The following is a 3822-nucleotide window of genomic DNA, read 5'->3' as shown; positions in this document are numbered from 1 at the left end:
TTTGTATGTCTCTTAATCTTATAGTCTGAAAGTCATTCACCGCAGTACTTTCAGGCTATCTTGCCCCTGGTGACAGCTTCGCTATATTTACCCCAGGATCGTTCGAGACAGCACGTTCGATAATTTCGATGATTTCAGGGGGAGCATCAAGGGCAGCGATCGCACTCGAAAAGCTACTGTAATCGAGATCACCCTCAGTCAAACATTTCAGTGTCATTACCCCAAAACTAAACACATCACGGGTATAAGGATAAGAACCGTCATCTTCTTCTTGAGGTGTAAAGGGGCGAGAGACAAATTCCCTTAACGTTACAGTCGGGCGGAAATAACCCCTGAGTTTGGAAATCCCAAAATCAGCCAGTTTTAACCTGCCATCGCTACCAATTAGAATATTGCTCGGTTTGAGATCCCGATGGACATATTTACGCTCATGAGAGAATGCAAGGGCATTCAGTATTGGAAGAGCTAACCTTTCCCAATAAGAATCCCATCCTTCTAATGGAGTTTCTTTTAGCAGTACCGCTAAATCTCTCTCCATCCACTCTAAGACCAAGAAATATTCTCCAGTCTGTTTATCTCGTCCTGAATCAAAAAGCTCGACAATGCTGGGATGCTTTAATTCCCTGAGTGCCTGAGTTTCGCGTCGGAAGGATTCAACTAAGATGTCTACTTCAATCTGCCCATGTTTGAAAACTTTGACTGCTACCTGTCGCAATCCTTCTTTCATGTCAATGGCTTGGTAGACATCTGCCATACCACCAGAGCGCAGGTTGGGAGATAAAGCGTAGCGATCGTTAATGATACGAGGCAACATGGTTGTAGATTTTACCTGATAAGCTAATTATTCCCTTTACCTAAGCAAAACTCACAGGTATCTCTTGGTATGGTCTACGAACTCCAAAATATCAATAGAATCTGACCACAGTTGGGAAGTATTAAATATATATTCAGGATCTAGCTGAATGGCTGCATCTGCTACCTCAAACTTAGCATCCGCAGGGCGAAAGGCAATTTGAATCTGAACTTCCTTAAAATCCTTGGTTAGCACTTTATGCCCTTTGAATACAGCATATAAGCAATTCAATCGTTGTTGCCCATCTACGATCAGTAGACGAGGGGTTTTAACCTGTTTGGAGGTAGTGCCTATATGTCGAGTATTGGTGAGACGGTCATTTGCCCACAATAACAAGTAGCCTACTGGAAAGCCTGATACATTGAGTCAAACAAATCTCGTACTTTCGCAGCTTCCCAAACAAACGGACGCTGAATATCAGGTAAGCCAATCTCACCAAGTTCAATATCATGGATGAGACTTGTAAGCGAATAAGTGATTTGTTTCAAAAGAATTTTGGGCATGATAGAAGCAAGTTAATGTTCGGCTTGCATCCGTATAAATATTTCTACCAAAATAGAGCAATTTATCTACTGGCAACTTAAGTAAAATTTCGGATTTATATATAAAATTTATATATTGATTTTTACTACAAATAATCTAATGGGAAAGCCATTGATGTTTAGAGCCATGTGGTTAGGATTTTTGGAGTAAATTAGCTTTGCATCATCCTCAAAATAAAATGTGCGAATTTCTGATGCTTAAGGTAATCAATTTACCGCATGGTGGAATTAAACATCTACCTTCCACGGGCAATGGAAATTAAAATTCTACTTTTTTGACTATTTCTAATATCGTTTTTTCTACGCCTAGCTTTTCTAATAACACAGGCACACCAAAAAACTCAAAGTCGCTACCAAACTACTAGAAAAAAATTAGTATGCAGGTCAGAATGCAAACAGCAATATTACTTCAGTATTCCCAAAACAGGGAAATGGCAAAAGCTTTTGACTCTGGTTCAAGGCGACGTAGCTACTGCCAAACGATTAATTGAATTTGAGTAACGGCGCAATCCTACCCGCAGCATTGACTGGTGTGTGGAAAAAGTACTGTGGCAATTAAAACGCGATCGCTATTTCTAAGTTAGTCAAGTAGTCAAGCGAGTAACTAGTTTTATCCACATATATCAGTTATTCAAGAAAAATTATGTATAATTTAGCACTTATTTTTTCGTCACTGATTACTTCATGAAGACTTTACTTTTCATACTGAGCAAAGAATAAAGCCACTTCTACCGTACTTGACCGAATACGGTTTACCTCGTATTCATTAGACAAATTTTTTACCAATCTAGTTATAGGAATTTCCAGGTTGCATTCATGAGTTATACAGAATACCAAAAAAAGTTTAATAAAGCACTTGACGATGAAATTAGAGCATTACGAAAAAGTGGTGGACAAAAAACCTTTTTGAGTGACGGTTCCTTTTTAGGTAAACGTGGTGGTCAATATATATATTCCCTTACCACAGATACTGAACTGCGTTTCCCTGATGATACTCCAGTAGATTTAGAGTATAAAAGCAAAAGATATAGTGGAATTTTAGTTTCTGTTGAAGGCTTTGATATTATTTTGGCATTACAGCAAAATTTAGGAGATTCAATTCCTACAGCTATACTCTATACCTCTCCCTGGTTTTTATTGGAAGAACTTAAAAAGCGATTGCTAGAAAGTTCTAATCTAAAGGGAGCTAATAGAAACCTAGCAGAAATATTACTAGGGGATAAAAGTGAAACCAACTCTTCAACAAGCAACAGCCAAAAACTGTTAAATCAAATTGAGCAACGACTACAAAAACTAATAGGTTGCAATGAATATCAGAAATCTGCTGTTGACAAAGTACTTAATCGCCAAGTTAGTTTTATTTGGGGGCCACCAGGAACAGGAAAAACTAAAACTCTGGGAATCACCGTAGCTGCATTGGTTCAAGCTGGTGAGTCAGTTTTAGTGGTAGCTCATAGCAACACTGCTGTTGATACAGCTATGAAAAGTGTAGCTGAGTATTTGCAAGGTGCGCCTATTTATGAAAATGGGCTAGTGTTGCGCTATGGAGTTGCCACCCCTGGCAGTCTAAACGAGTTTCCGCAGTTACACGTTAGAGGAGTAGCACGTTGGCAGAATCCAAACTTAATAGAGCAAATTGAACGGTTAGAAAAACAACGCAAAGATTTAGTCAAGCGATCGCGTCAGGAAAAGCTAACCCAACTGCAACGCCAGAGTATTCAAAATGACATTGCCACTGTCAAACAAGCATTGCAGCCCCTAAAAGAACAGTTGAAGCAGAAAGAAGCTGAACTGATCAAACAAGCAACAGTGGTTGGCTGCACCTTATCAAAGGCAGCGATCGCCAAAGAAATCTACCAACGCCGTTTTGATGCCATAGTAGTGGATGAGGCGAGTATGGCTTATATTCCCCACTGTGCTTATGTCAGCACCCTGGCCAATCGTCGTATTGCTATTTTTGGTGACTTTCGCCAGTTAGGGCCTATTTCACAAGCAGAGACAGAGGCAACGGAGCAATGGCTACAACGAGATATCTTTGATGAAGCTGGTATTACTCAAAAGGTAAATAATGGTCAAATTGACTCACGCATGGTGCTATTAAAAACACAGTACCGCATGAATCCAGCTATTTCTAAAATACCAAATCAGCTTTTTTACAATGGTCAACTGCAAGATGGCTCTGGTGTAGAGCAAAGGACAATGCCGATTGTCCAGAGTCAGCCACATCCTGGGTCAGCCCTAATCTTGTATGACTTGAGCCAACTTTCAGCTTTTTGTTTTAAAGAACAGCAGTCTCACAGCCGTTTTAATATTATCTCAGCTTTAGTAGCAGTCCAGCAATTCTCATTTTGAAATAAATAGAGTATTAACCCCATTTTGAAAATCAAAATGTAGTACAAAATAACTATTTTTTTAGAGAAAGGAGAT

Annotated in this window: 4 protein-coding genes; 1 reads left to right on the top strand and 3 read right to left on the bottom strand. The window is 39.4% G+C overall.

Going from position 1 to position 3822, the window contains the following annotated elements; genetic code table 11:
- Positions 1-55: 55 nt before the first annotated feature.
- The 3 genes from V7K55_RS08235 to V7K55_RS08225 are packed head-to-tail and all read right to left on the bottom strand — an operon-like array spanning position 56 to position 1356.
- Positions 56-814 carry a serine/threonine protein kinase gene (locus V7K55_RS08235; RefSeq protein ID WP_334830022.1) on the bottom strand — a complete coding sequence of 253 codons (759 nt, stop codon included), beginning with the start codon at positions 812-814 and terminating at the stop codon, positions 56-58.
- A gap of 51 nt (positions 815-865) precedes the next feature.
- On the bottom strand, positions 866-1189 hold the full coding sequence (locus V7K55_RS08230; RefSeq protein ID WP_334830020.1) for a hypothetical protein: 324 nt from the start codon (positions 1187-1189) through the stop codon (positions 866-868).
- A 5-nt stretch (positions 1190-1194) separates the two neighbouring features.
- On the bottom strand, positions 1195-1356 hold the full coding sequence (locus V7K55_RS08225) for a hypothetical protein (RefSeq protein WP_334830018.1): 162 nt from the start codon (positions 1354-1356) through the stop codon (positions 1195-1197).
- An 855-nt stretch (positions 1357-2211) separates the two neighbouring features.
- On the opposite strand from V7K55_RS08225, the gene V7K55_RS08220 reads away from it, so the two are divergent.
- Positions 2212-3747, top strand: a complete 1536-nt coding sequence (locus V7K55_RS08220; RefSeq protein WP_334830017.1) for an AAA domain-containing protein — start codon at positions 2212-2214, stop codon at positions 3745-3747.
- Positions 3748-3822 lie beyond the last annotated feature (75 nt).

Origin of the sequence: Nostoc sp. (assembly GCF_036919895.1) — a bacterium.
Classification (GTDB): Bacteria; Cyanobacteriota; Cyanobacteriia; order Cyanobacteriales; family Nostocaceae; genus Nostoc.
This window is presented reverse-complemented; position numbering and strand designations above follow the sequence as displayed.

Bases quoted from the DNA above. Each gene is read 5' to 3' on its own strand.
- V7K55_RS08235 (WP_334830022.1), bottom strand. From the start codon at position 814: ATGTTGCCTCGTATCATTAACGATCGCTACGCTTTATCTCCCAACCTG.
- V7K55_RS08225 (WP_334830018.1), bottom strand. From the start codon at position 1,356: ATGCCCAAAATTCTTTTGAAACAAATCACTTATTCGCTTACAAGTCTC.
- V7K55_RS08220 (WP_334830017.1), top strand. From the start codon at position 2,212: ATGAGTTATACAGAATACCAAAAAAAGTTTAATAAAGCACTTGACGAT.